At 70.5% G+C, this 24,821-nt stretch carries 25 protein-coding genes and 1 riboswitch; of the genes, 13 read left to right on the top strand and 12 right to left on the bottom strand.

Features of this window, described 5'->3' with window-relative positions:
* The first annotated feature begins 205 nt into the window (after positions 1 to 205).
* Positions 206 to 1,576, top strand: a complete 1,371-nt coding sequence (locus tag ACSEEN_RS09315) for an MFS transporter (protein ID WP_440713010.1) — start codon at positions 206 to 208, stop codon at positions 1,574 to 1,576.
* Here ACSEEN_RS09315 and ACSEEN_RS09310 read toward each other — a convergent pair.
* Positions 1,459 to 2,073 carry a hypothetical protein gene (locus tag ACSEEN_RS09310; RefSeq protein ID WP_298441801.1) on the bottom strand — a complete coding sequence of 205 codons (615 nt, stop codon included), beginning with the start codon at positions 2,071 to 2,073 and terminating at the stop codon, positions 1,459 to 1,461. The two genes, ACSEEN_RS09315 and ACSEEN_RS09310, sit on opposite strands and share 118 nt — an antisense overlap.
* A 44-nt stretch (positions 2,074 to 2,117) precedes the next feature.
* Here ACSEEN_RS09310 and ACSEEN_RS09305 point away from each other — a divergent pair, with 44 nt between their 5' ends.
* Together ACSEEN_RS09305 and ACSEEN_RS09300 are read left to right on the top strand one after the other, a co-directional pair.
* The gene (locus tag ACSEEN_RS09305) at positions 2,118 to 4,514 is read left to right on the top strand and encodes a Tex family protein (RefSeq protein WP_440713009.1); all 2,397 of its coding nucleotides are present in this window, start codon (positions 2,118 to 2,120) and stop codon (positions 4,512 to 4,514) included.
* A 455-nt stretch (positions 4,515 to 4,969) separates the two neighbouring features.
* Positions 4,970 to 5,341, top strand: coding sequence for a VOC family protein (locus ACSEEN_RS09300; RefSeq protein ID WP_247867610.1), 372 nt, complete (start codon positions 4,970 to 4,972; stop codon positions 5,339 to 5,341).
* Positions 5,342 to 5,361: 20 nt separating this feature from the next.
* On the opposite strand, the gene ACSEEN_RS09295 is transcribed toward ACSEEN_RS09300, so the two are convergent.
* From ACSEEN_RS09295 to ACSEEN_RS09270, 6 genes are all read right to left on the bottom strand, one after another.
* Complete coding sequence (locus tag ACSEEN_RS09295; protein ID WP_298441796.1) at positions 5,362 to 5,619, bottom strand: hypothetical protein; 258 nt, start codon at positions 5,617 to 5,619, stop codon at positions 5,362 to 5,364.
* Positions 5,616 to 6,095 carry a hypothetical protein gene (locus ACSEEN_RS09290; RefSeq protein WP_440713008.1) on the bottom strand — a complete coding sequence of 160 codons (480 nt, stop codon included), beginning with the start codon at positions 6,093 to 6,095 and terminating at the stop codon, positions 5,616 to 5,618. Before ACSEEN_RS09290 ends, ACSEEN_RS09295 begins: the two co-directional genes overlap by 4 nt.
* Before the next feature lie 357 nt (positions 6,096 to 6,452).
* On the bottom strand, positions 6,453 to 6,749 hold the full coding sequence (locus tag ACSEEN_RS09285) for a DUF503 domain-containing protein (protein WP_440713007.1): 297 nt from the start codon (positions 6,747 to 6,749) through the stop codon (positions 6,453 to 6,455).
* A gap of 39 nt (positions 6,750 to 6,788) precedes the next feature.
* On the bottom strand, positions 6,789 to 7,625 hold the full coding sequence (gene ppk2, locus ACSEEN_RS09280) for a polyphosphate kinase 2 (protein ID WP_247867615.1): 837 nt from the start codon (positions 7,623 to 7,625) through the stop codon (positions 6,789 to 6,791).
* A gap of 9 nt (positions 7,626 to 7,634) precedes the next feature.
* On the bottom strand, positions 7,635 to 8,627 hold the full coding sequence (locus tag ACSEEN_RS09275; RefSeq protein WP_440713035.1) for a malate dehydrogenase: 993 nt from the start codon (positions 8,625 to 8,627) through the stop codon (positions 7,635 to 7,637).
* A gap of 67 nt (positions 8,628 to 8,694) precedes the next feature.
* The gene (locus ACSEEN_RS09270) at positions 8,695 to 9,492 is read right to left on the bottom strand and encodes an META domain-containing protein (RefSeq protein ID WP_440713006.1); all 798 of its coding nucleotides are present in this window, start codon (positions 9,490 to 9,492) and stop codon (positions 8,695 to 8,697) included.
* Positions 9,493 to 9,619: 127 nt separating this feature from the next.
* Between ACSEEN_RS09270 and secA2 the strand changes: the two genes are divergently transcribed.
* The 10 genes from secA2 (at position 9,620) to ACSEEN_RS09220 (ending at position 21,061) form a co-directional block, all read left to right on the top strand.
* Positions 9,620 to 11,929, top strand: coding sequence for an accessory Sec system translocase SecA2 (secA2, locus tag ACSEEN_RS09265; RefSeq protein ID WP_440713005.1), 2,310 nt, complete (start codon positions 9,620 to 9,622; stop codon positions 11,927 to 11,929).
* Positions 11,926 to 12,534 (top strand): CDP-alcohol phosphatidyltransferase family protein, encoded by a 609-nt coding sequence (locus ACSEEN_RS09260; RefSeq protein WP_440713004.1) that lies wholly within the window; start codon positions 11,926 to 11,928, stop codon positions 12,532 to 12,534. Before secA2 ends, ACSEEN_RS09260 begins: the two co-directional genes overlap by 4 nt.
* A gap of 85 nt (positions 12,535 to 12,619) precedes the next feature.
* Positions 12,620 to 13,024 carry a glycine cleavage system protein GcvH gene (gene gcvH / locus ACSEEN_RS09255; RefSeq protein ID WP_247867632.1) on the top strand — a complete coding sequence of 135 codons (405 nt, stop codon included), beginning with the start codon at positions 12,620 to 12,622 and terminating at the stop codon, positions 13,022 to 13,024.
* A gap of 185 nt (positions 13,025 to 13,209) precedes the next feature.
* Entirely contained in the window at positions 13,210 to 13,653 is a 444-nt protein-coding gene (gene garA / locus ACSEEN_RS09250) for a glycogen accumulation regulator GarA (RefSeq protein WP_349306171.1), read from the top strand.
* 75 nt (positions 13,654 to 13,728) lie between these two features.
* Complete coding sequence (gene ftsR, locus ACSEEN_RS09245; protein ID WP_247867637.1) at positions 13,729 to 14,409, top strand: transcriptional regulator FtsR; 681 nt, start codon at positions 13,729 to 13,731, stop codon at positions 14,407 to 14,409.
* Positions 14,410 to 14,450: 41 nt separating this feature from the next.
* A complete protein-coding gene (locus ACSEEN_RS09240; RefSeq protein ID WP_247867639.1) occupies positions 14,451 to 14,957 on the top strand; it encodes a bifunctional nuclease family protein in 507 nt (168 codons plus the stop codon).
* A gap of 332 nt (positions 14,958 to 15,289) precedes the next feature.
* Positions 15,290 to 15,916, top strand: a complete 627-nt coding sequence (locus ACSEEN_RS09235) for a MerR family transcriptional regulator (RefSeq protein ID WP_371307916.1) — start codon at positions 15,290 to 15,292, stop codon at positions 15,914 to 15,916.
* 324 nt (positions 15,917 to 16,240) lie between these two features.
* A riboswitch (glycine riboswitch) is annotated at positions 16,241 to 16,337 on the top strand.
* A gap of 174 nt (positions 16,338 to 16,511) precedes the next feature.
* The gene (gcvP, locus tag ACSEEN_RS09230; protein WP_247867640.1) at positions 16,512 to 19,400 is read left to right on the top strand and encodes an aminomethyl-transferring glycine dehydrogenase; all 2,889 of its coding nucleotides are present in this window, start codon (positions 16,512 to 16,514) and stop codon (positions 19,398 to 19,400) included.
* Positions 19,401 to 19,684: 284 nt separating this feature from the next.
* A complete protein-coding gene (locus ACSEEN_RS09225; protein ID WP_440713003.1) occupies positions 19,685 to 20,419 on the top strand; it encodes a hypothetical protein in 735 nt (244 codons plus the stop codon).
* Between the two features lie 3 nt (positions 20,420 to 20,422).
* Entirely contained in the window at positions 20,423 to 21,061 is a 639-nt protein-coding gene (locus ACSEEN_RS09220) for a dihydrofolate reductase family protein (protein WP_440713002.1), read from the top strand.
* Between the two features lie 6 nt (positions 21,062 to 21,067).
* On the opposite strand, the gene ACSEEN_RS09215 is transcribed toward ACSEEN_RS09220, so the two are convergent.
* The 5 genes from ACSEEN_RS09215 to ACSEEN_RS09195 form a co-directional block, all read right to left on the bottom strand.
* Positions 21,068 to 21,517 carry a hypothetical protein gene (locus ACSEEN_RS09215; protein WP_247867646.1) on the bottom strand — a complete coding sequence of 150 codons (450 nt, stop codon included), beginning with the start codon at positions 21,515 to 21,517 and terminating at the stop codon, positions 21,068 to 21,070.
* Entirely contained in the window at positions 21,514 to 22,032 is a 519-nt protein-coding gene (locus tag ACSEEN_RS09210; RefSeq protein ID WP_247867648.1) for a flavin reductase family protein, read from the bottom strand. Before ACSEEN_RS09210 ends, ACSEEN_RS09215 begins: the two co-directional genes overlap by 4 nt.
* A complete protein-coding gene (locus ACSEEN_RS09205) occupies positions 22,029 to 23,201 on the bottom strand; it encodes an LLM class flavin-dependent oxidoreductase (RefSeq protein ID WP_247867650.1) in 1,173 nt (390 codons plus the stop codon). Before ACSEEN_RS09205 ends, ACSEEN_RS09210 begins: the two co-directional genes overlap by 4 nt.
* 23 nt (positions 23,202 to 23,224) lie before the next feature.
* Positions 23,225 to 24,418, bottom strand: a complete 1,194-nt coding sequence (locus tag ACSEEN_RS09200; RefSeq protein WP_247867655.1) for an acyl-CoA dehydrogenase family protein — start codon at positions 24,416 to 24,418, stop codon at positions 23,225 to 23,227.
* A 184-nt stretch (positions 24,419 to 24,602) separates the two neighbouring features.
* Positions 24,603 to 24,761, bottom strand: a complete 159-nt coding sequence (locus ACSEEN_RS09195; RefSeq protein ID WP_440713034.1) for a hypothetical protein — start codon at positions 24,759 to 24,761, stop codon at positions 24,603 to 24,605.
* Positions 24,762 to 24,821: the final 60 nt, after the last annotated feature.

Below are 24,821 nucleotides of genomic sequence, written 5' to 3'. Positions count from 1 at the left end.
AGCACCTCCCGTCTGCCCACTCTGAGCGACAACCGACGTCGGAGGCGGGCGCTGGGCGGGAGGAGGCCCCGGGGCCGAGGAGTTGTCGCTCAGAGTGGGCAGAAAGCGCGCACAGCAGCTGCCGCCTTCGATCTCGAATCGACCGGGAATACCGGGGGTACCGTCGTCGTTGAACGTCAGCGGAACCCCGGGAGGTACGACAACGATGGCGAAGCGGCGAAGTCAGACATTCGCCGCCCTGTCAGTACCGAACTTTCGCAAATACGTCACCGGGGCCTTCGTCTCCAACATCGGTACCTGGATCCAGCGCGTCGCGCAGGACTGGCTCGTCCTGTCGCTCTCCGGTGGGTCGGCCATGGCCGTCGGCATCACCACGGCGCTGCAGTTCCTGCCCGCGCTGCTGCTGTCGCCGGTGGGCGGCCTGCTGGCCGACCGTTTCGACAAGCGGAAGATGCTCATCGTCACCCAGTCGTGGATGGCGGTCTCGGCGCTGCTGCTCGGTCTGCTCGCCGTCACCGGTGTGGCACAGACCTGGCACGTCTATCTGTTCGCGTTCCTCTTCGGCATCGGTTCGGCGCTCGACGCGCCCGCCCGCCAGGCGTTCGTCTCGGAACTGGTCGGCGGACCCGATGAGCACGGCCGCGACCTGCTGACCAACGCGATCGGACTGAACAGCTCGTCGTTCAACGCGGCCCGGCTGATCGGCCCCGGGATCGCGGGCTTCATCATGGCGTCGGCCGGTGCCGGCTGGGCGATCCTCACCAACGCCGTCAGCTATCTCGCGTTCCTGCTGGCCCTGACCCTGCTGGACCGGCGGGCACTGCACCGCAGCGAACCGCTGCCACGCGCGAAGGGCCAGCTCCGCGAGGGCTTCTCGTACGTCTTCCACCGGCCCGATCTGGTGGTCGCGCTCGGCGTCGCGTTCGGTGTCGGCACCTTCGGCATGAACTTCCAGATGACCAACGCCCTGATGGTGCGCAACGAGTTCCACCTGGGCGCCGAGGTCTACGGAGTCCTCGGCTCGATCCTCGGCATTGGATCGCTGCTGGGGGCGCTGCTCGCCGCACGCCGCGGGAAGGTGCCCAGCCTGCGCTTCGTGGTCGTGATGGCGATCGTGGTCGGTGTGGTGATCATCGCCTCCGGGCTCACCCCGAACTACGTCTGGTACGCGATCAGTCTGCCGATTCTCGGCCTGACGGTGCTGCTCAACCTCACCGCGGCCAACATGTACATCCAGACGACCGTCGATCCGCAGGTCCGCGGCCGGGTGATGGCGCTCTACATGACGGTCCTCATGGGCGGCACCCCGATCGGCGCACCGCTGCTCGGCTGGCTGGCCGAGGTGTTCGGACCGCGTGCCCCGCTCGTGGGCGGCGGTCTGCTGCAACTGGCGACCATCGCGATCGTGGTGATCGGGGTGCGGCGCGTGGTCGCCCGGCAAGCGGTGGGCGAGGACGTTCAGCTCGACGGTGCCGCGCCCACGAGTGCCGCGATCAGCGATCCGGCCAGCACGACGACGGCCACCCCGAGCGCCCAGACGGTCACTACCAAGACCAGCCACAACGTCTTGAGATAGACCGGCATGAAGGCGGCCAGCAGCGGCTGACGTTCCGCATCCGGCGTCACCCGCGCGGTGAACGCGCCCACCAGCCGGGCCATCCGCCACAGCGTGCCCGGTCGCCACAGCGTCGTGGGCGCGTCGGCGGCGAGGGACGCGAGGTCGCTCAGCTCGGTGCCCGAGCGCACGTCGGCGGCGTAGTCGCGCGCCTGCCGGGCCAGATTGTCGGGCCGCTCGATGGCCCGGGTGAGCGGTGCGAGCCGCCGATGGGCGACGATCGGGAGCGCGACCGCGGGCAGGCACAGCAGAATGACGATCATCACACCGATCGGCAGTCTCCACTGGTCGGCGTGCCGCCAGGTGACGATCCCGACGGCCATCGCGATCACTCCCAGCAGCGCCGCCAGGGCCGCGATCGCGAAGATCAGCAGCCGCAGCCCGCGGCCGGTCACCTCCAGGGCACGGGCGAATCGCTCGGCGACCCGCCTGCGCTGGGCGTCGTCGGAATCGGGCACGCCTCACTGTAGCCGCATCGCCGGCGCCCGGTAGCCTTGCGCGGGTGCCTTCCAGCGATCTGAAAACCGCCAGCGCCCTGCCCGTCGTCCCGTCCGTCAACGCCCGCATCGCCGAGGACCTCGGTGTCAGCGAGAGTCGTGTCGCGGCCGCCGTGAAGCTGCTCGACGAGGGCTCCACGGTCCCGTTCATCGCCCGCTACCGCAAGGAAGTCACCGGCAGTCTCGACGACGCCCAGCTGCGCCGCCTCGACGAGCGCCTCACCTACCTGCGGGAACTCGACGAACGACGCGATGCCGTGCTCGCCTCGATCGACGAACAGGGCAAGCTGACCGACGCTCTGCGCCACGCGCTGCTGACCGCGGACACCAAGGCCCGCGTCGAGGACATCTACCTGCCGTACAAGAAGAAGCGCCGCACCAAGGCGCAGATCGCCCGCGAGGCCGGGCTGGCGCCGCTCGCCGAGGCGCTGCTCGGCGATCCGGCGCTCGTGCCCGAGGAGGCCGCCGCGGCCTACCTCAGCGATGACGTCGCCGATGCCGCCGCGGCCCTCGACGGTGCCCGGCACATCCTGATCGAGCGCGCCGGGGAGGACGCCGAACTGGTCGGCGCCGTCCGCGAGAAGTTCTGGGGCGCCGGCCGCGCGGTCACCGCCGTCAAGTCCGAGCAGGTCGCCGGCACCCCGGCCGCGCAGAAGTTCCGCGACTACTTCGACTTCAGCGAGTCGCTCGACACCATGCCGAGCCACCGCGTGCTCGCCGTTCTGCGCGGTGAGAAGGAGGGCGCGCTCACCCTGGCCTTCGAGGGCGGCGAGGACGAGGACTACATCACCATGGTCGCCGCCACCCTCGGCATCGACCGCGCCGCGGGCGGTGCCGCCACGGACTGGCTCGCCACCACCGCGCGCTGGGCATGGCGCACCAAGCTGATGATCTCGGCCACCATCGACGCCCGCCTGCGGCTCCGCAGCCGCGCCGAGGAGCAGGCCGTCGCCGTCTTCGCCACCAACCTGAAAGACCTGCTGCTCGCCGCACCCGCAGGCACCCGGCCGACGCTCGGCCTCGACCCGGGCTTCCGCACCGGGGTCAAGGTCGCCGTCGTCGACGGCACCGGCAAGGTCCTCGACACCTGTGCGATCTACCCGCACCAGCCCGCCAACAAATGGGACCAGGCCAAGGCCACCCTCGCCGCGCTGGTCGCCAAGCACGACGTCGAGCTCATCGCCATCGGCAACGGCACCGCCTCCCGCGAGACCGATGCGCTCGCCACCGAACTCCTCGGCGACCTGCGCAAGGCCGGGCAGCCGGGTCCGGCGAAGGCCGTCGTCTCCGAGGCCGGCGCCTCGGTGTATTCGGCGTCGGAGTACGCCTCGCACGAACTGCCCGACCTGGACGTCTCGCTGCGCGGCGCGGTCTCCATCGCCCGGCGCCTGCAAGACCCGCTCGCCGAACTCGTCAAGATCGACCCCAAGTCGATCGGCGTCGGCCAGTACCAGCACGACGTGACGCCCGGCACCCTCGCCAAGAGCCTCGACGCCGTCGTCGAGGATGCCGTCAACGCGGTCGGCGTGGACCTCAACACCGCGTCGGTGCCGCTGCTGTCGCGCGTCTCCGGCGTCACCCCGGGCCTCGCCCAGGCGATCGTCGCGCACCGCGACGGTGTCGGTGCGTTCGCCAGCCGCAAGGGCCTGCTCGACGTCCCGCGCCTGGGCCCGAAGGCCTTCGAGCAGTGCGCCGGCTTCCTGCGTATCCGCGACGGCGCCGACCCGCTCGACGCGTCGGGCGTGCACCCGGAGGCCTACCCGGTGGTCCGGAAGATCCTGGACAAGACCGGGCTGGCGCTCGGCGAACTGATCGGCGATACCCGCACCCTGCGGACCCTGAAGCCGGCCGACTTCGCCGACGACCGCTTCGGCGTCCCCACCGTGACCGACATCCTCGCCGAACTGGAGAAGCCGGGCCGTGACCCGCGCCCCGCCTTCGCCACCGCGACCTTCGCCCAGGGCGTGGAGAAGGTCGCCGACCTGAAGCCGGGCATGGTCCTGGAGGGCGTTGTCACCAACGTCGCCGCGTTCGGGGCGTTCGTCGACGTCGGCGTCCACCAGGACGGGCTCGTCCACGTGTCGGCGATGAGCGACAAGTACGTCTCCGACCCGCACGAGGTGGTCCGTTCCGGGCAGGTGGTCAAGGTCAAGGTGATGGACGTCGACGTCGACCGCCAGCGCATCGGCCTGTCGCTGCGGCTGAACGACGAGCCCGGCGCCGAACGCAAGGGCGGGCGCGGGGGACAGCCTCGTGGCGGCCAGCCGCGCTGGGGCCAGTCACGCGGGGGCCAGTCGCGCGGGGGTCAGCCACGTGGTGGCCAGCAGCGCAGCCAGCGGCAGGACCGCCCGGCCACCGGCTCGATGGCCGATGCCCTGCGCCAGGCGGGCTTCGGCCGCTGATCCGCGGCGGCCTCGCCGGTCAAGCCGCCAGTAGCCCGTTGAGCCGGTCAGGCTGCCAGTAGCCCGCTGAGCCGGTCGAGCTGCTAGTAGCCCGTTGAGCCGGTCAGGCTGCCAGTAGCCCGTTGAGCCGGTCAGGCTGCTAGTAGCCCGTTGAGCCGGTCGAGCTGCCAGTAGCCTGTTGAGCCGGTCAAGCCGCTAGGCGCAGACCGTGTCGAAACGACCTTCTGGATTGGTGGACATTTCGACACGCCGCCTCGCCCTGGCGGGCTCGGTGGCGGCTCAATGGGCTGCTGGGGCCCGCCGTCAGTTCGGTTGAGCGTCCGTGCTGCCAGCCCGGTTGAGCGTCCGTGCTGCCCAGCCCGTTGAGCCGACGAGCCGCTAGGCGAGTCGTGTCGAAACGCCCCCCGGACCGGTTTCGGACGGCAGCCGTGGACTCGTCGTATTAGCGTTGAGGCATGACTGACACCGCACCCGCCCTCCGCCTCGGCATGGTCACCATCGACACCCAGGACGCCCTCGCCCTGAGCAGCTGGTGGCGCGATGCCTTCGACGGCACCATCCTCGCCGAGAACGACGGCTGGTTCGTCATGCTCGCCCTGGGCGAGGGCCAGCCGGTCCTCGGCTTCCAGAAGGTCGACGACCCCACGCCTGGCAAGAACCGCATCCACCTCGACCTGGTCGCCGACGACAAGGCCGGAACGGTGCGCGCCCTCCTGGCGTCCGGCGCCCGTCTCGTCGCCGAGCGCGAGATGCCCGGCCTGAGCTGGGTGACCCTCGCCGATCCCGACGGCAACGAATTCTGCGTCGCCTCCGCCGCCGACCACTGACGGATTCCGGCGGCGCTTGGCTACGACGTCGCGCTGAGCTTGGCTTCGACCTCGAATTCGGTGTCGACGGTCACTCCGGGCAGTTCGATCCGGAGGTCGGAAGCGACCGATCGCACGACCGACTCATCATGGTTGTAGAGGTCGACGGCGGCTTCGTAGCCGTCATACTCGGGAGCGGCTTCGACATCGAGGACGATCCCTCGTCGTTCAGCGATGCGTTTCGCGGCGCCACGGACGGCATCTTGGGGTGCCGCGACGTAGATGCTGTAAACGCTCATGGCAACCACACTAACGCCGCGCCATCACCGAGGCGGATAACGATGTGATCTAGGTCGCGCCCGTAGTTCCGGACCGCGTCACGGAGGCCGTCGACCGCTTCCTCGCGCGACAGGCCGACCGGCTCGCCATCGAGGATGATCGTCCGGGCCTGTTTCCGCGTGCGCCGGAGGTTCTGGATGATCGCTGCGGCCTTGTCCGATCGCAAGGTTTTGATCTCGGCGGTCCGCCAGCACGATCCGTCGTGGAGGGCCGAGTCCGGCGCCTTCGAGTCCGCGATCCGGTCGATCGAGCGGATCGTGTGACCTCCGATGTCGCGAAGCCAGTCGGCTGCGTGCTTCTCCTTCGGCAGAAAGTATCGATCAGGATCGCCGGCCGGCGCGGTCGCCCCGGCGAGTTCTTCGAGGCTCAGAACCTCCGGGCGTGACGCGTCCGCGAGAGATCCCGGTTCGATGGTGATCCGCTCACCCGGAACCAACGGCTCCTGCTGCTCGTCCGCGCCTCCGCCGGTGGCTACGTCGGGTGGTCGCCCCGGCGGCACGATTCTGCCCGATCTGATGTTCGGGGATCGGGGGCTTCGGCCAGGACCGGTCCGCGGGACAGCGCCTCCCGGGGGCCGAGTGTCGGCCGCGTCATCACGGCTGCCCGCGATCGGGCTGAGGAATGCGAGTCCGCTCATGGACCCAGGAAATCCGGGATCGGCGTCGCCGTCGACCCCGGTGTCCACAGGCCGGGGGACTCCGCCGGGGTTGTCCACAGATCAGCACGCGATCCGGTGAATCGGCCGCGCGCGGCCCTGAGTCGTGCTTGTGCGGGCGCCCTCGGTAAGGGGCGGCTACAGGTCCTCGGACGAGGTGTAGCGGGTCCGGGCCGACAGCAACTGCACCTCGGGGCGGGCGGCGGCGAGACGTTCGACGGCCGCGAGCACGTCCACCACGTGCTCCCGGTCCGCGCTCACCACCGCCACCCCGATGCCGGTGCGGCGGTACAGGTCCCGGTGATCGACCTCGGCCACGGAGACGTCGTACTTACGGCGGATCTCGGCGATCAGCGGGCGCACCACGGAACGCTTCTGCTTGAGAGAGTGCACATCGCCGAGAAGGAAATCGAGTTCTAAACTGCCTATCCACATACGGCGAAACACACTAGCGCATGGGTGCACCCGGCGCGATCACTCCTCGGTGTCGCCCAGCAGGGTGGCGACGTGGTCGGGCACGAACTTGCTCAGAGAGCGCGGCGGCCGGTGGTAGTTGCCGGTGGTGAGCGGCTTCTTCGGCAGCTTCACCACCGGGTGCGGCACCGCCTGGTAGTCGATGGTCGACAGCAGATGCGAGATCATGTTCAGGCGCGCGGCCTTCTTGTTGTCCGACTCGACGACGTACCAGGGGCTCGCCGAGGTGTCGGTGTGCACCATCATCTCGTCCTTGGCGCGCGAGTAGTCCTCCCACCGGTAGATCGACTCCAGATCCATCGGGGACAGCTTCCACTGGCGCACCGGGTCGTCGCGGCGGGCGCGGAACCGGCGCAGCTGCTCGGCGTCGGACACCGAGAACCAGTACTTGCGCAGAAGGATGCCGTCGTCGATCAGCATCTGCTCGAAGATCGGGGTCTGTCGCAGGAAGCGGGTGTGCTCCTCGGGCGTGCAGAACCCCATCACCTTCTCCACGCCGGCCCGGTTGTACCAGGACCGGTCGAAGAGCACGATCTCGCCGGGCGCGGGCAGGTGCTGCACGTAGCGCTGGTAGTACCACTGGCCCTTCTCCCGGTCGGTCGGCGCAGGCAGCGCCTCGACGCGGCAGACGCGGGGGCTCAGGTACTGCGTGATGCGCTTGATGGCGCCGCCCTTGCCCGCGGCGTCGCGGCCCTCGAAGATGACGACCACGCGCGTGCCGGTGGCGCGGACCCATTCCTGCAGCGCGACGAGCTCGGTCTGCAACCGGAACAGCTCCGACTCGTAGGCGGCCTTGGTCAGCTTCTTGCCCGGCGCGGGCTTCTTCGTTTTGGACATAGCGGAATCCTAGTCTCCGAGGGCATCCACCGCGGCGATCTCGGCCTGCAACTCGGCGACCGAGGCGTCGATCCGGGCGCGGGAGAATTCTCCCACCTCCAGACCCTCCACGATCTGCCAGTCGGTGCCGTCCGAGCGGACCGGGAACGAGCACACCAGCCCCTCCGGGACGCCGTACACGCCGGGCGAGACGATCGCCGCCGACGTCCAGCCGTCGCCGGGGGTGCCGAGCGCCCAATCATGGACGTGGTCGATGGTGCCGTTGGCCGCCGACGCCGCCGACGACGCGCCGCGGGCGGCGATGATCGCCGAACCGCGCTGGGCGACGGTCGGGATGAAGTCGTCGACCAGCCAGGTCCGGTCCTCCGCCAGCCGTGCGCCGGTGGTGTCGCCGACGCGGGCGTGGAAGATGTCCGGGTACTGGGTGGCCGAGTGATTGCCCCAGATCGTGACGCCCTCGATCTCGGTGACCGGTGCGCCGGTGCGGTGCCCGAGCTGGGCGATCGCCCGGTTGTGGTCGAGCCGGGTCAGCGCGGAGAAGCGTTCCCGCGGGATGTCCGGGGCGTGGCGGGCGGCGATCGCCGCGTTGGTGTTGGCCGGGTTGCCGACGACGGTGATGCGCACGTCGGGGGCGGCCACCTCGCCGAGGACACGGCCCTGCGCGGCGAAGATCGACGCGTTGGCGGACAGCAGATCGGCGCGCTCCATCCCCTTGGTGCGGGGCTTGGCGCCGATCAGCAGCGCGTGCTGGACGCCGTCGAAGGCGGCGCGCGGGTCGTCGTAGATCTCCACCGAGGCCAGCTGGGGGAGGGCGCAGTCGTCGAGCTCCATCGCGATGCCCTCGGCGGCGGCGATCGCGGCGGGTAGTTCCAGCAGCCGCAGCACGACGGGCTGGTCGTGCCCGAGCATGGCGCCCGCGGCGACGCGGAACAGGGCGGCGTAGCCGATGGTGCCGGCCGCACCGGTCACGGTGACGACCACGGGGGAGGCCGGATTGGACATGGCGGGCATGGGGATTCCTGTCGTGTCGGTGAAACAGTGGGCTGAGGTCGGTGAGCTGGGTCCCGGGTCAGTTGGCGCGCAGCCGCAGGCCCACGCCCGGATCGGCGTCGTTGGTCAGGGCCAGCTGGTTTCCGTCGATGCGGTAGGTGGCCGAGCCGTGCAGCGTGTCGAGCACCGTCCGCTCGATCCGGGTCACCTCGGCGTCGCACGCCTTCTGCGTCGTCGTGATCCCGGTGAACGCGATCTTGTCGCCGGTCACCGCGGCGTGGCCGGACAGGTCGTTGCAGCCGGTGAAGCCGGCGACGGCACCGTCGGCCGCGATGGTCAGGCGTGGCTTGGCGGCCTCCAGGGCGACCGACGACTCGACGGCCTGGCTGGTCACCAGGCTGGTGACGGTCCAGGTGGTGCCGGTCAGCGGCGTGTCCTTCCGCTGGGTCAGCGTCACCGAGACGGTGCCGCGACTCTGCCGCAGGACCAGCGTGTCGCCGGTCAGCTGCCAGCTCAGCGGGCCGGCGAAGAAGTCCGACAGCCAGGCGTCGGCCTGGCCGGCCGGACCCGGGCAGGCCATCAGGGTGGATGCCAGCGCGCCCGCGGTCATCGTGTCGGAGTCGACGGTGACCTCGCCCATGTGACGGTTGCAGCCCGCGGTGGCCGTCAGGCGGCCGGCCTGGGGAAAGGCGACCTCGAGCGGTCCGCCGCCCGGAATCTGGGCGCCGGTCACCGCGGTGGAGAGATAGGTCTTGCCGACCAGCGCGGACGGGCCCGGCGGTGACTGGCCGTCGCCGGAACCACAGCCCGTCACCGCCGCGGCTCCGGCCAGCAGCAGAAGTGCACCGAGCCGGGAGAATGTGCGGTATGCGCTCACCCCTCTCACGCTAGTCGAGGAGGTCGCGCGCCCGGCGCGACGACCCGCGTACGGTAGATCACGATTCGTTCCCGGTGGCCGCCCGGCCACCGGGAGCCGCTGACGGCGAGGAGTGGGTTAGTCACCGATGGGTAAGTTCTCGAACGCGATGTGGCGCATGCTCGGTGCGCAGGCCACCCGCAACCAGTCGAAGTCGGTCGCTTTCATCGAGGCATCGGCCGAGCACGACGAGTGGGCCAAGGGCCTAGCCGACGACGAATTCGCTTCCGCGGCAGCCGATCTGGACATCAATACCGAGGGCGGACGGACCCGGTTCCTGTCGCTGGCCCGGGAGGGTGGCACCCGCGCCCTGGAGATGACGCCTTTCGACGTCCAGCTGCAGGGTGCGTTGCGGATGCTCGAGGGCGACGTGATCGAGATGGCGACCGGTGAGGGCAAGACGCTCACCGGGGCGATCGCCGCGATCGGCTTCGCACTCGACGGGCGCAGCGTCCACGTCATCTCGGTCAACGACTACCTGGCCGGCCGCGACGCCGAGTGGATGAAGCCGCTGTACGACCTGTTCGGCATCTCCGTCGGGGCGGTGTCGGAGAAATCGTCCCGCGCAGAGCGGCAGGAGGCCTACGCCTGCGACGTGACCTACGGCTCGGTCAACGAGATCGGCTTCGACGTGCTGCGCGACCATCTCGCGCTCACCGCCGACGAGCTGGTGGCCCCGACCCCGGACGTCGCGATCGTCGACGAGGCCGACTCGGTGCTGGTGGACGAGGCCCTGGTGCCTCTCATCCTGGCCGGATCCACGCCGGCGGCGATCCCGAACAGCGCGATCTTCGACGTCGTCGCCCGGCTCAAGAGCAAGCACTACGAGGTCGATCCGGACGGCCGCAACGTGTCCCTGACCGATGAGGGCGCCGAACTGGTCGAGGCCACGCTGGGCGGCATCAACCTGTACAGCGACGAGCACGTCGGCAGCACCCTGGTGCACGTCAATGTCGCCCTGTATGCCTACTACCTGCTCGAACGCGACGTGGACTACATCGTCCGCGACGGCGGCGTGCACCTGATCAACGCCTCGCGCGGGCGCGTCGCCCGGTTGCAGCGCTGGCCCGACGGCGTGCAGGCGGCCGTCGAGTTCAAGGAGAGCCTGGAACTGACCGAGGCCGGCGAGGTGATCGACACCATCACCGTGCAGGCGCTCATCGGCCGCTACCCGCGGGTGGCCGGCATGACCGGTACCGCGATCGCCGCGGGCGAGCAGTTCCGCCAGTTCTACGGGCTCGCCGTCTCCCAGATCCCGCCGAACGCCCCCAACGTCCGTGTGGACGAGCCGGACCGCGTCTACGACACCAAGGCCAACAAGGTCGAGGCCGTCGTCGAGTACGTCGCGGAGATCCACGAGACCGGGCAGCCGATCCTGATCGGCACACACGACGTCGCCCAGTCCGAGGAGCTCGCGTACTTCCTGGAACGCGCCGGCGTCACCGCCGTCGTCCTCAACGCCAAGAACGACGCCGAGGAGGCCGCGATCATCGCCGAGGCCGGCCGCAAGGGCGCGGTCACCGTCTCCACGCAGATGGCCGGCCGCGGCACCGACATCCGGCTCGGCGGGTCCGACGGCGACGACGCCGCCCGCGAGGAGGTCCTGGAACTCGGCGGTCTCTGCGTGGTCGGCACCGGCCGCTACGACACCGAGCGCCTGGACAACCAGCTCCGCGGCCGCGCCGGCCGCCAGGGCGACCCGGGCACCTCGGTGTTCTTCTCCAGCCTGGAGGACCCACTGGTCACCAAGAACATCACCAGCATGCGCGAACAGGTCGCCACCTCGCCGGACGGTCTGCTCGGACCGAAGGGCATCGAGACCGTCGAGCAGGCGCAGCGGATCGCCGAGGCCGCGATGCTGACGCTGCACTCGAACACCTGGAACTTCAACAAGCAGGTCAACGAGCAGCGCGAGGCCATCGTGCGGCGCCGGATGACGATCCTCACCACCGACGAGGCCGCCCGCGAACTGGAGAGGGCCGAGCCCGAGCGCTGGACGGCGCTCAGCGAGGGCGACGACGACACCGCCGAGGTCGACGAGGACGTGCTCACCGAGGCGGCGCGGCAGATCGTGCTCTATCACCTCGACCGGGCGTGGTCGGATCATCTCGCGTACGTCGCCGACGTGCAGGCCAGCATCCATCTGCGTGCCCTCGGGCAGGAGAGCCCGCTGGAGCAGTTCCACAAGCTGATCTTCGCCGAGTTCACCAAGCTGGTCGACGAGGCGATGGCCGCCGCGGCGAAGACCTTCACCGAGGTGACTATCACCAACGACGGGGCGGACCTCGACGGCGCCGACCTGCACCGCTCGACGATGACCTGGACCTATCTGGTGCACGAGAACCAGTTCTCCTCCGGCTCGCAGGCGATGCAGGGGATCGTGGGCATCTTCCGGTGAACGCCCCCGTGCCCGCCGACCGCATCTGGACGGTGCCCAACGCGCTGAGCATGATGCGGCTGGTCCTGATCCCGGTCTTCATCTGGCTGCTGATGTTCCAGGACTCGCCGGGCTGGGCGTTCGTGGTGCTGTTCGTCTCGGGCGCCTCGGACTGGCTCGACGGCAAGCTGGCCCGCTGGCTCGATCAGTCGTCGCAGATCGGTGCGCTCCTCGACCCGGCGGCCGACCGCCTGTACGTGGTGATCATCCCGATCTGCTTCGGGCTCAAGGGGTACGTGCCGTGGTGGATCATCGGGGTGATCATCGCCCGCGACGTGCTGCTGCTGGCCACCGCGCCGCTGCTGTCCTCCCGGGGCGTCACCGCGCTGCCGACGCTGTACATCGGCAAGGCGGCGACCTTCGCGCTGATGAGTTCGTTCCCGTGGTTGCTGGCCGGACAGATCGACGGGGTGATCGGCACCGTCTGCTTCCCGATCGGCTGGGCCTTCCTGATCTGGGGCGTCGTGCTGTACGTGTGGTCGCTGATTCTGTACTGGATCCAGACCATCGCCGTCGTACGCCGGATGCCGAGGGCTCCGTCGGCGGGAGCCGCGACCGACCGCTAGAGTTCTCGGCGGGCTCGCGCGACGGCGCGGGCGCGTGTGACAAGCCCCCGGCCGCGCGCCGGGATCCCGTGAGAAAGGTACGACCTTGACTTCCACCCAGGTTCCCGAAGATCTGCGCTACACCGACGAGCACGAGTGGATCCGCAAGGTCGGACCGTCGACCGTGCGCATCGGCGTCACCGATTTCGCGCAGAACGCGCTGAACGAGGTGGTCTTCGTGCAGCTGCCGGACCTGGAGGCCGAGGCCGCCGAGGGCGAGTCGTTCGCGGAGATCGAGTCGCACAAGAGCGTGTCGGACATCTACGCGCCGCTCGCCGGCGTGGTCTCGGCGGTGAACGACGCCGTCGTCGATGCCCCCGAGCTGGTCAATTCCGACCCGTACGGGGAGGGCTGGCTGCTGGAGATCACGGTGGCCGACGACGCCGATCTGGACGCCCTGCTCGGCGACCTGCTGGACGCCGACGGATACCGCGAGGTCATCACCGACTGAGTCGGTTGTCGGGGAAGAGAAGTATCATTTGATCCATCCCGGACGGCGGCTTCGCTGACGGTCCGGGGCGGAAACCGGTAGGTTCTTCAAGGTAAGGAACCTGCCCGCGAACGCACTCGACGAGGAGTGTGTCCGTCAGAGAATTGTCGGTGACACCGACCGGTCCGCCGGTCGGCGAAGGAGTTGTGGTGAGCGGTAACGACGACGGTTTTGAAGCTCCGGTGGAGACCACCTCGGTCTTCCGTGAGGAGTTCATCAAGGAGATCGACGCCCCGGCGACGGGCCCCGAGCCCACGGATACCGGTGTCGAGCGCCTGCTGCCCGGTACCGCGCTGCTGGTCGTCAAGCGCGGCCCCAATGCCGGCTCGCGCTTCCTGCTCGACCAGGCCACCACCTCGGCCGGCCGCCACCCGGACAGCGACATCTTCCTCGACGACGTGACGGTCAGCCGCCGGCACGCCGAGTTCCGGCTGTCCGGCAGCGACTTCAAGGTGGTCGACGTGGGCAGCCTCAACGGCACCTACGTGAACCGCGAGCCGGTCGACGATGCCACCCTCAGCAGCGGTGACGAGGTGCAGATCGGCAAGTTCCGTCTGGTCTTCCTGTCCGGCCCGCGGGCCGAGGGCTAAGGGCCGCTCACTGTTGTGACGGGTAACGCTGCTCGCGCGGATTCGTCGCGCCCGGAGCCGGGTGGACGCCGATCGATGTCGATCGGCGCCGTCCTGGCCCTCCTGCGCGAAGACTTTCCGGACGTCTCCATCTCCAAGATCCGCTTCCTCGAGGCCGAAGGTCTCGTGACCCCGGAGCGGGCGCCGTCGGGCTATCGCCGATTCAGCGATGCCGACTGCGAACGGCTGCGCTTCGTGCTGACGGCGCAGCGCGACCGCTATCTGCCGCTGAAGGTGATCCGCGAACAGCTCGAGGCGATCGACGCGCAGGCCGCCGACGCGCCGGGCACCCGGCTGCTGTCGTCGGCGCGCAGCGCCGTCGCCCCGGCGACCGACTTCGCCGCCCGTGGCGGCCGGGTCTCGCGGGAGGCGCTGATCGAGCGGACCGGCGTGGATGCCGCGTTCATCAGTGAGCTGATGCGCAACAGTCTGCTGACCTCCGGTCCCGGCGGCTTCTTCGACGAGGACGCGGTGCGCCTCGTGGAGGCCGCGGCGGCGCTGGCCAACTTCGGCCTGGAGACCCGCCATCTGCGGGCCTTCAAGGTGAGCGCGGACCGCGAGGCCGGCCTCGTCGCCCAGATCGCCAATCCGATCGCCAAGGGCAAGGGGACCGGGGCGCGGGATCGCGCCGAGGAACTGATCCGCGAGATGGCGGCGCTCTCGGTGACCCTGCATACTCAATTGGTGAAGGCCGCCGTCCGCGGCGTCCTCGACTGAGTCAGCCGACTCGACTGAGTCAGCGGGAAAGGACCGGGCCGATGGGTGAGATGCGTGTGGTCGGAATCCGGGTCGACGCGCCGCAGAACCAGCCGGTCCTGCTGCTCCGGGAGACCGAGGGCGAGCGCTACCTGGCGATCTGGATCGGCCAGAGCGAGGCCGCGTCGATCGCTCTCCAGCAGCGCGGCATCGAACCGCCGCGACCCCTGACGCACGATCTGATCGTCAATCTCTGCGCGGCGTTCGACCAGGACCTCACGCAGGTCCGCATCGTCGACATGCAGGAGGGCACCTTCTACGCGGAGATGGTCTTCTCCGGCGGTGCCGTGATCTCCGCGCGGCCCTCGGATGCGATCGCCGTCGCGATGCGCGTCGACGCCCCGATCGTTGCGAGCGACGAGGTGCTGGCCGACGCCGGGCTCGCGATGCCCGACGAAGAGGCCGGTGGCGCGGGCGAGGTGGAGTCCCAGGAGGAGCTCGAGGCGTTCCGGGAGTTCCTCGATCAGGTGTCGCCCGAGGATTTCCTCGGCCCCGACTCCGCCCCCTGAGCTGCCGACGAAGGAGGCAGGTTCACCCTGGGCCTCCTAACGTCGCCCCCTGAGCCTCCCAACGTCGCCCCCTGAGCCTCCCAACGTCGCCCCCTGAGCCTGTCGAAGGGTTGAAGAGTAACGGATAGGTCTCCGCGCGGTCACCATTGGTCTGCACCTGAACTTTAGGTTGAGGTTTACCGCGCGTCGCGTTGTCTCGGAGTCCGGCAGTCCCTAGTTTCAAGGGCGACGCCGACGCGACTCGCGCGGGCGGCACACCGAAACGACCGGGCCGGAGTACCCTTGATCCAAGGGCCGCTTCACCGGTCCGACTGTTGCGTGAGGGAGACACCGTGGGCGATCAGCCGACTGATCTGCGTCCGGAGGAGCAGAGCGCGCTCGAGGCGAGGGTCAGCGCACCCGTGCAGGGCGGCCTCGACGAGGTCGCGCCGGGTCTCTTCCCGAACGACACCGTGCCCGACGAGCTCGTCGGCTACCGGGTCCCGACGGCCTGCCAGATCGCCGGCATCACCTACCGCCAGCTGGACTACTGGGCCCGCACCTCGCTCGTCGTCCCGTCCATCCGCGGCGCGGTCGGCTCGGGCAGCCAGCGGCTCTACTCCTTCAAGGACATCCTGATCCTGAAGATCGTCAAGCGCCTGCTCGACACCGGGATCTCCCTGCAGAACATCCGCGTCGCCGTCGACCACCTCCGCCAGCGCGGCGTCGAGGATCTCTCCCGCATCACCCTCTTCTCGGACGGCACCACCGTCTACGAGTGCACGTCCGCCGAAGAGGTCGTCGACCTCCTGCAGGGCGGCCAGGGCGTGTTCGGCATCGCCGTCTCCGGCGCCATGCGCGAACTGACCGGCACCATCGTCGACTTCCCCGGCGAGCGCGCCGACGGAGGGGTCTCCGAAACCGCCCCCGAAGACGAATTGGCCGCCCGGCGGAAGAACCGTACGCGTCGTACGGGGTAGACCCCCTCGCCGGACGACCGGACTCCATGCTGGTCGAGCGGAATCCATGCTGGTCGAGCGGAGTCGAGACCACCCACCTCGTCGAGGGCGGTGATCTCGACTCCGCTCGATCATCATGTGGGCTCGATCATCATGTGGGCTCGATCATCATGTGGGCTCGATCATCATGCGCAGCCCGCCGGCTGAGCCGGCCCGCGAACGGAGTGAGTGGGCCGTGTCGAAGCCGAGCCCCCGCCCGGAGGGCGGCCTCGGCTCCGCTCGATCATCGTGGGCTGCCTCTGTCGGGAGGTGTGGCGCTACCGGTGGGTATACTGATGGCCACGTCGCTGCGCTGCGGGAGAGAGTTCCGGCAAATGCCGGGACCGCCGAAGGAGCAACACCTCTCCGTCAAACTCTCAGGCACCCGGACCGTGGCCGTTGTCGGCGTCTCTGGAAAGAGACGGGTCCGCCCGTCCGCCCACGGTGAAAGGTGCCGTTCGTCCCCGCGAGGGACGGCACCGAATCTCTCAGGCGTCGCGTTCGCGCGGCATGACAGAGGGGGAGGGCCCGCGTCCGGGGCAGATGCCCGGACCCGACGAGACGAGGCCGTCCCGCCATGACCGCTGCCACTCCGAACAGCTCCGCCCGCACCGATGGTCTGGGCGGCGAGTTCGTCGCCCGCCACATCGGTCCCGACGAGGCCGAGACCGCACGCATCCTTGACGTGCTCGGTGTCGCCTCGCTCGACGAGCTGGCCGCGCAGGTGGTGCCGGCGTCGATCGCCGCTCCCGACGGTGCCCTCGCCGCGCTCGACGCGCCGCTCTCGGAGGCCGCCGTCGCCGCGCGCCTGCGGACCCTCGCGGCGAAGAACACCGTCGCCAAGAGCATGATCGGCCTCGGCTACTACGACACCGTCACCCCGGCGGTGCTGCGCCGCAACATCGTCGAGAACCCCGCCTGGTACACGGCGTACACGCCGTACCAGCCGGAGATCAGCCAGGGCCGTCTCGAGGCCCTCCTCAACTTCCAGACCATGGTCGCCGACCTCACCGGCATGGAGGTGGCCAACGCGTCGATGCTCGACGAGGCGACCGCCGCCGCCGAGGCCATGACGCTGCTGCGCCGGGCGAGCAGGTCGAAGTCGCCGCGCGTCGTCGTCGACGACGACCTGTTCCCGCAGACTCGCGCCCTGATCGACACGCGCGCCGAGCCGCTGGGCATCGAGGTGGTCGAGGCCTCCCTCGATCCCGCCGCCGACGGTGCCGGACTGCCCGACGGTGAGTTCTTCGGCGTGATCGCGCAGGTCCCCGGGGCGAGCGGGCGGATCGTCGACCTCGCGCCGATCATCGCCGCCGCCCACGAGCGCGGCGCGCTGGTCGCCGCCGGCCTCGATCTGCTGGCCGCCACCCTGATCACCCCGCCCGGCGAGCAGGGCGCCGACGTGGTCTTCGGCACCACCCAGCGCTTCGGCGTCCCGATGGGCTTCGGCGGACCGCACGCCGGATACCTCGCGGTCGGCGCCGCACTGACCCGGCAGATGCCGGGCCGCCTGGTCGGCGTCTCCAAGGACGCCGACGGCAATCTCGCCTACCGGCTGTCGCTGCAGACCCGCGAACAGCACATCCGCCGGGAGAAGGCCACCAGCAACATCTGCACCGCGCAGGTGCTGCTGGCCGTGCTCGCCGCGATGTACGCGTCGTATCACGGTCCGGCCGGGCTGCGGGCGATCGCCGAGCGTGTGCACGCCCGCGCCGCCGCGCTGGCGGACGGCCTCGCCGGTGCCGGACGCACGGTGTCGCATGCGCGCTTCTTCGACACGATCGTGGTCGAGGTGCCGGGCGAGGCCGGCCGCCTGGTCGCGAAGGCCAAGGCCGACAAGGGCATCAACCTGCGCCTGATCGACGACGACCGCATCGGTATCGCGTGCGACGAGACCACCACCGAGGGCGACGTCGCCGACCTCCTGGAGGTCTTCTCCGCTGGTGACGCGGCACCGTCGTCGTTCAGCGCCGGGATCGTCGATCGGACGTCGCCGTACCTGACGCATCCGGCATTCCACCTGCACCGCACCGAGACCGCGATGCTGCGGTACCTGCGCATGCTGTCGGACAAGGACATCGCGCTCGACCGCAGCATGATCCCGCTCGGCTCGTGCACCATGAAGCTCAACGCGACCACCGAGATGGAGCCGATCACCTGGCCCGAGTTCGCCGGTCTGCACCCGTTCGCGCCGGCCGGCGACACGGTCGGCAGCCGGGAACTGATCACCGATCTGGAGAGCTGGCTGGTCGCGATCACCGGGTACGACCGGGTGAGCCTGCAGCCCAACGCCGGCTCGCAGGGGGAGTACGCCGGACTGCTCGCGATCCGCAAGTACCACCTGGCGAACGGCGACGACGCGCGCGACATCTGCCTGATCCCGTCGAGCGCGCACGGCACCAACGCGGCCTCCGCGGTGATGGCCGGTCTGCGCGTGGTGGTGGTCGGCTGCCGGGAGAACGGCGACGTCGACACCGACGATCTGCGAGCCAAGATCGAGAAGCACGCGGGCGAACTGGCCGCGATCATGATCACCTACCCGTCGACGCACGGCGTCTTCGAGGACGAGGTGACCGACATCTGCGCGGCCGTGCACGACGCCGGCGGCCAGGTGTACGTCGACGGCGCCAACCTGAACGCGCTGGTCGGACTCGCCCGGCCGGGCCGGTTCGGCGGCGACGTCTCGCACCTGAATCTGCACAAGACCTTCTGCATCCCGCACGGCGGCGGCGGTCCGGGCGTCGGTCCGGTGGCGGTGCGCGAGCACCTGGCCCCGTTCCTGCCCGGTCATCCGCTCGCGCCGGAACTGCCGGACACCGGAATCACCATCTCGGCCGCGCCCTACGGCTCGGCGTCGATCCTGCCGATCACCTACGCCTACATCGCGATGATGGGCGCCGACGGCCTCCGCCGGGCCACGCTGACCGCGATCGCGTCGGCCAACTACATCGCCCGCCGCCTCGCCGACCACTTCCCGGTGCTCTACACCGACGCCCGCGGCTGGGTGGCGCACGAGTGTATCCTCGACCTGCGGGAACTGATCAAGGCCACCGGTGTCAGCGTCGACGACGTCGCCAAGCGCCTCGCCGACTACGGCTTCCACGCCCCGACCATGAGCTTCCCGGTCGCGAACACCCTGATGGTGGAGCCGACCGAGAGTGAGAACCTCGCCGAGCTCGACGCCTTCATCGACGCGATGATCGCGATCCGCGGTGAGATCGACAAGGTGGCCGACGGTACGTGGACCGTCGACGACAACCCCCTGCACGGGGCCCCGCACACCGCGGAGTGCCTGGTCGCCGACTGGGACCAGGCGTACGACCGGCTCACCGCGGTCTACCCGGCCGGGCTGCCCTCGGCCGGGGCGCGCGCCAAGATCTGGCCGTCGGTCCGCCGCATCGACAATGCCTTCGGCGACCGCAACCTGGTGTGCAGCTGCCCCCCGATCGAGGCCTTCGCCGAGTAGTCGCAGAAGACCGGCCTTCTACGCGTCGCCGAGGGGAATGTTCCCTCGGCGACGCGTGGACGGCCGACGTTCGCGCGACCAGAAGGACGAGTCCGCCGCTTCGGTCCTGAGCCGCCGGCAAGATTGTGATTAGAGTGAACTAGTGGGGCTAGTGTGACGACTTGCCGTCGACTCGGTCACGGTTCGGTGGACGGCCTGGCCGGGCGCGGGGTGTGCGTGCGGCAATGAGAGGGTCGCGTGACGCCAGACCGCGCCGCGCCGCCGTTTCGCCGAAGGAGTCCGACATGAAGCTCACCCGTCTGCGCCGTGCCGCCGTGGCGGCCGCCGCCTGCACCGCCCTGACCGCCGGAGCCGTCGCCGCGAGCGGTCACGCCGCCGCCGACCCGGCCGCCGACGGCGCCGCCGCGCAGCAGGCGATCGGGAGCATCCAGTCCTCGCCGACCGACGCCGCCGCGGTGATCGACGGCATCGACGCCGCCAACCAGACGCTGCAAGCACTCGGCATCACGCCGTTCACGCCGACGATCGGCGCGTGCACGGACGGCACCTTCCCGCTCGCCGTCGGCGGCGCCGTCGCCGGGCCCGGCACCCCCGGACTCCCGAAGACCGTGACCGACCTGCTGCCGCCCGACCTCAACGCGGTCCGGTCCGGCGAGGTCCTCTACGGTTTCGTGCCGGCCGGGGTGTTCGACGACAGCAAGAGCAAGTCGGGCATGCAGGTCGCGTGGTTCAACACCAGCACGATGAAGGGCGCCATCAACCCGATGGATTCGTTCAGCACCGTCATTCTCGACGCGGTCAAGGCACGCATCGCCGCGGCGGGCCTCCCGGTTCTGGGCGACACGGTTCTGAATCAGCTCAAGACCGGCCTCGACAAGACGCTGCCTGCCAACGGCGCGCGCGGCGGCGTCGTCGACACCGACAAGGGCACGGTCCTCTCGGCGATCTTCGGATCGGTGGAGAAGTCGGGTGCGACCTGCTACTTCTTCCCGAGCCTCGGCATCGCGACGGTGCAGTAGCGCATGCGTAAAGTCCGGGTCCACAACCTGAACATCTCCCTCGACGGCTACAGCGCCGGCGGCTCGGTCACCTATGAGAAGCCCATCGGCGACGCCGGCCGGCTGTTCGGCTACTTCGACGGCCGGGTGATCGACGGCGTGCAGCACGTCGACGATCCGATCACCGCCGACCGCATCTTCACCTCCGCCTGGGGTCAGGGGATCGGCGCCGAGATCATGGGCCGCCGCAAGTTCGGCCCGCAGACCGGCCCGTGGGCCGACGACGAATGGCGCGGCTGGTGGGGCGACGAGCCGCCGTTCAAGACGCCGGTGATCGTGCTGACCCACCACGAACGCGAGCCGATCGCGTTCGCCAACGGCACCGTCTTCCACTTCGTCGATGCCGGCCCCGCGCAGGCGCTCGCCTTCGCCGACGAACTGGCCGGCGGCCGGGACATCCGGCTGGGCGGCGGACCGACGTCGGTCCGCGAATTCCTGCAGGCCGACCTCGTCGACTTCCTGCACCTCGTGACCATCCCGCTGGTCATCGGGTCCGGGGTGTCCATCTGGGACGGCTGCGCCGAACTCCAGGACCGGTTCGACATCGAGTCGGTGACCACCGGCCGCGGCCTGACGCACCAGTTCTGGAACCGGAAGCGCTGACGCCCGCTACGCGGCCGAGGTCGCGGCGCCGCCCAGGTCGAGCACCAGACCGCGGGCGGCGAGCAGCGGCACCACCTCGGTCAGCACCCGATCGGTGAGTGCGGCCGGATCGGCGGCGTGCAGGGTGACGCCGGGCGCGACCCGGGCCGCCCAGATGTCCCACAGCAGTCCGGCCAGGGTGACCGGGGTGCCCGGGTGCACGATCGCCTCGGTCCGGGCGCCCGGCGACCAGTCCGGACGCTCCTCGGTGAAGGCCAGGAAGGCCTCGTTCACCGAGGCGGCGAGCAGAACGTCGACGTCGATGAAGGCCGGCCGGGGTGCGGCCGCGCTCAGGCGGGCGGCCTCGGACAGGCTGCCCGCGCGGACGCGGGTCACCCGATCGGCGTCGTGCCGCGGTGCGGTGAGTTCGGTCCAGGCGCCGCGGTCGGCGACGGCGAGTCGGAGGGGATGGCTCATCGGTGGGTCTCCTTGTCGAGACGGTGGAATCGGCTGTGGTGGAAGATCAGCGGGTCGCTCGTGGGCCCGGCGGCGTGATCGGTGAGCGCGGCGAGGGCGATCACGTGGTCGCCCGCCGGCACGAACTCGACCGGACACACCGTGAGGGTGGCCGCCGCACCGTCGAGATGGATCGCCCCGTCGGACGTCGCCGACCAGTCGAGGTCGCTGAACCGCTGATCGGCGGGCCGCCGGAAGCCGTCGGCGACGTGCCGCTGGTGCTCGCCGAGCACACTGAGCCCCCAGTGGCTGCTGTCCCGCAGCGCGGGGAGGGTGGTCGACGACCGGGCGATGGCGACCGAGACGAGCGGTGGGTCGAGCGAGACCGGCGCGAAGGTGGCGACCAGGACCCCGAGCGGTCCCTCGGTGCCGAGCGCCGCGACGGCGACCAGCCCCGACGGGATGTGCCCGAACAAGCGGCGCAGCGACGCCGGATCGAGGGCCGCGCGGCTGCGGCTGCGTGCCGGCGCGCTCACCGGGCACCCGCCAGGAACGGCTGCCCGGCCGGTGCGGGGGACGCGAGCCGCGGGTCGTCGAACAGGCCCCGCGCGACGAGCTGCGGGACGACGCCCTCGCCGAACCAGTACAGCTCCTCCAGGTGCGGGTAGCCGGACAGCACGAACTCGGAGATGCCCAGCTCGGCGTAGCGTTCGATGAGGTCGGCCACCTCGACGTGGCTGCCGACCAGCGCGGTGCCCGCGCCGCCCCGGACCAGACCGACGCCGGCCCAGAGGTTCGGCACGATCTCCAGCGCGTGCGGGTCGCGCCACGACCCGTTGGCGCGGTGTCCGCTGTGCAGATCGCGCATCGCCGCCTGCCCGGTCGACTCGCTGCGCGCGAGGCCGTTCTGGACACCCTCGACGACGCTCTCGTCGAGAGCGCCGAGCAGCCGGCCGGCCTCGGCCCACGCCTGCTCGGCGGTGTCCCGGGTGATCACGTGCAGCCGGATGCCGAAGCGGACGGTGCGGCCGTGCTCGGCGGCCAGCCCGCGGATCCAGGCGATCTTGGCGGCGACCGCCTCCGGCGGCTCGCCCCAGGTGAGGTAGACGTCGCTGTGCCGGGCGGCGACCGGGCCGGCTTCGGGCGACGAGCCGCCGAAGTAGACCGGCGGGGTGGGCAGCGGGAGAGTGGCCAGGTGGGCGTCGTCGACGGTGAGGAATTCGCCGTGGTGGGTGACGGTATCGCCCCGCCAGAGGCCGCGCACGACGGTCAGGAACTCATCGGTGCGCCGGTAGCGGGCGGCCTTGTCCAGGTGATCGCCGTAGGCGCGCTGCTCGGCGGGCTCGCCTCCGGTCACGACGTTCAGCAGGATCCGGCCCGGTGCGTGCCGGGAGAACGTGGCGGCCATCTGTGCGGCCAGCGTGGGGCTCACCAGGCCGGGCCGGAAGGCGACCAGGAAGCCGAGCCGTTCGGTCTCGCGGGCCACCATCGCGGTGGTCAGCCAGGCGTCCTCGCACCAGGCCCCGGCCGGGGTGAGGGCGGCGGTGAAGCCGAAGTCCTCGGCGGCCCGGGCGATCGAGCTCAGGTAGCCGATCGACGCGTCGCGGTCGCCGCGGGCGGCCCCGGCCGGAAGCCCGTGGCCGCCGCCGACGATGAAGCGGGAATCGCCGTAGGTCGGAAGGAACCAGTGCAGTTTCAGTGACATGGGGAGGGTCTTCTTTCTCTCGGTCAGAGGGTGCCGTGGCTCGGCGGGAGCTCCCGCGCGAGGGCCCAGCGGCCGAGGTGATGGAGTTTCCAGCGTTCTGGGTCGTGCAAGGTGTGGGTGCGGGCGTCACGCCAGTAGCGGGACAGGTTGGCTCCTTCGGCCGCGGTCCGGGTGCCGCCGAAGTCGAACAGCTCGCTGCCGGCACGACGTGCCGCGCGTCCGGCGGCGACCTTGGCCGCCGCGGTCGCCAGCGAGGCCTCGGCGAGGGCCGCGGGGTCGTCGGCGGGCGCGGCCTCGGCGTCGTCGATCCGCCGGGCCGCCGTGCCGAGCAGCGACTCGGCGCCGCGGACGGCGAGCTCGAGGTCACCGGCCTGCGCCAGGAGCAGCGGGTCGTCGGCGGCGCGGGTCGCGCCAGCCTCGTAGGCCTCGAACCAGGGACGGGCCCCGGTCACCACGCTCGCCGCCGCATCGAGGGCGCCGCGCGCGATCCCGGTGTCGATCGCGGCGTGCACCAGCTGGGCCCGGGCGCCGTAGGTGCTCGGCGTGGCCAGCAGGGCGGTGTAGTCCACGAGGTGATCGTCGGCGACGGGGGTGCCGTCGAAGGTGACGGTGCCGCTGCTGGTGGTGCGCTGGCCGAAGCCGGCCCAGTCGTCGTCGATCGTGATGCCGGGTGCGGTGGCATCGGCGTAGGCGATCACGGTGGTGCCGTCGTCGGCGACGGCGCGGACCGCCAGGATGTCGGCGAAGGCCGCCCCGGTGCAGTAGTACTTGGTGCCGGTCAGGGTGAGTCGCCCGCCGGGTCCGCGGGTGAGCCGGGTGGCGTCGTCGCGGACCGTGGTGCCACCGCGTTCGGTCTGTGCGTTGGCGATCCGGGCACCGCGCAGGACCCGGCCGAAGATCTCCTCGCCCAGGGCGGGGCTGCCGCCGCGGGCCAGCGCCTCGAGGAAGACGAAGTGGCTCTGCGGGATCTGGGCGATGCTGCCGTCCGCGGCGGCGAGGGCCGCCACCACCCGGGCCAGCACCGTGGCGCCGAGCCCTGGACCGCCGAATCGCCGCGGCACGGTGATCGTGAGCAGTCCGGACTCGGAGAGCGCGGCGATCTCGGCGCGGGGGAGACGACGATCCCGGTCGCGCTCACTCGCCCCCGCTGCGAGGGCGGGGGCGAGCTTGGCGACCCGGTCCAGCGCCTGTTCGGCGTCACCTATGGACTCGGGCACGTCGGGTGTCCTTTCTTTCTGAGATGAGCGTTTCGACTCGGCCGGGCGGGGGCACAGCAGCAGCCCGCCCCGCCGGTCGAGCCGCTAGGCGCCCTTCGACGCCGCGTCGTCGCAAGCTCCGCCGCGCCAGCTCAGGACCCGACCGTGTCGAAACGCCGCAGTACAACGGGCGGAGGGGCGGGGCTCAGCTGTAGAGGCTGAACTGCGGAGCGCGGCGGTTGAGCACCCAGTCGCCGATCTCGCGCGCCTTGTAGGCCACCGGGTCATGCACGGTATGGGTGCGCAGATTGCGCCAGTGCCGGTCGAAGCCGTACGCGCTGGTCGTGGCGCGGGCGCCCTGGATCTCGAACAGCCGCGAGGCGACCTCCAGCGAGACCTTGGTGGTCAGGTACTTGGCCTCGGC

The organism is Gordonia marina, from assembly GCF_052036135.1.
Classification (GTDB): Bacteria; Actinomycetota; Actinomycetes; order Mycobacteriales; family Mycobacteriaceae; genus Gordonia.
This window is presented reverse-complemented; position numbering and strand designations above follow the sequence as displayed.